Annotated in this window: 1 protein-coding gene; it reads left to right on the plus strand. The window is 67.6% G+C overall.

Going from position 1 to position 667, the window contains the following annotated elements; genetic code table 11:
* On the plus strand, nt 1-667 hold a 667-nt coding region (locus EGT50_RS16900), incomplete at both ends, for an AMP-binding protein (protein WP_164873444.1).

Here is a 667-nt window from a genome sequence, read left to right on the forward strand (position 1 = left end):
GTCGATGTCCGGGACGTCGAACGTCGCGCCCCGTTGCGTGCGGGGAATCTGGCGTATCTGATCTACACCTCCGGGTCGACCGGACGCCCGAAGGGTGTCGCGGTCTGCCACCACAACGTCGTCAACTGCGTGAGCGAGATGGCGGATCTGCTGTGGCGGGGGCAGAAGCCCTCACGGGTTCTGGCGAGCGCTTCGGTTGCTTTCGACGTGTCGGTGTTCGAGTTGTTCGCGCCGCTGTGCGCGGGCGGGAGTATCGAGGTCGTCCGCGACATCCTCGTGGTCGGCGAGCGCGGCGGCTACAGCTCGGGCGGGGTGCTCAGCGCTGTGCCCTCGGCCTTCGGCGAGACCCTCGACTACGCGTCCTCCACGCGTATCGAAGCCGACGCAATCGTTTTCGCCGGTGAGCCGCTGACACGGACCGTGGTCGAACGCACACGGGCCGCGTTGCCGGGCGTGCGGATCGTCAACGGATACGGCCCCACCGAGGCCACCGTCTACGTGACGGCAGCGGAAATCGTCGGGGACGTTGCCTCCGCGGCTCCGATCGGTGCCCCGATCGGGAACACGCGGGTGTATGTGTTGGATGGGTGGTTGCGTCCGGTGCCGGTGGGTGTGGGCGGGGAGTTGTATATCGCCGGTGAGCAGGTGGCTCGTGGGTATGCCGGTC

Origin of the sequence: Rhodococcus xishaensis (assembly GCF_004011825.1) — a bacterium.
GTDB classification, from domain to species: domain Bacteria; phylum Actinomycetota; class Actinomycetes; order Mycobacteriales; family Mycobacteriaceae; genus Prescottella; species Prescottella xishaensis.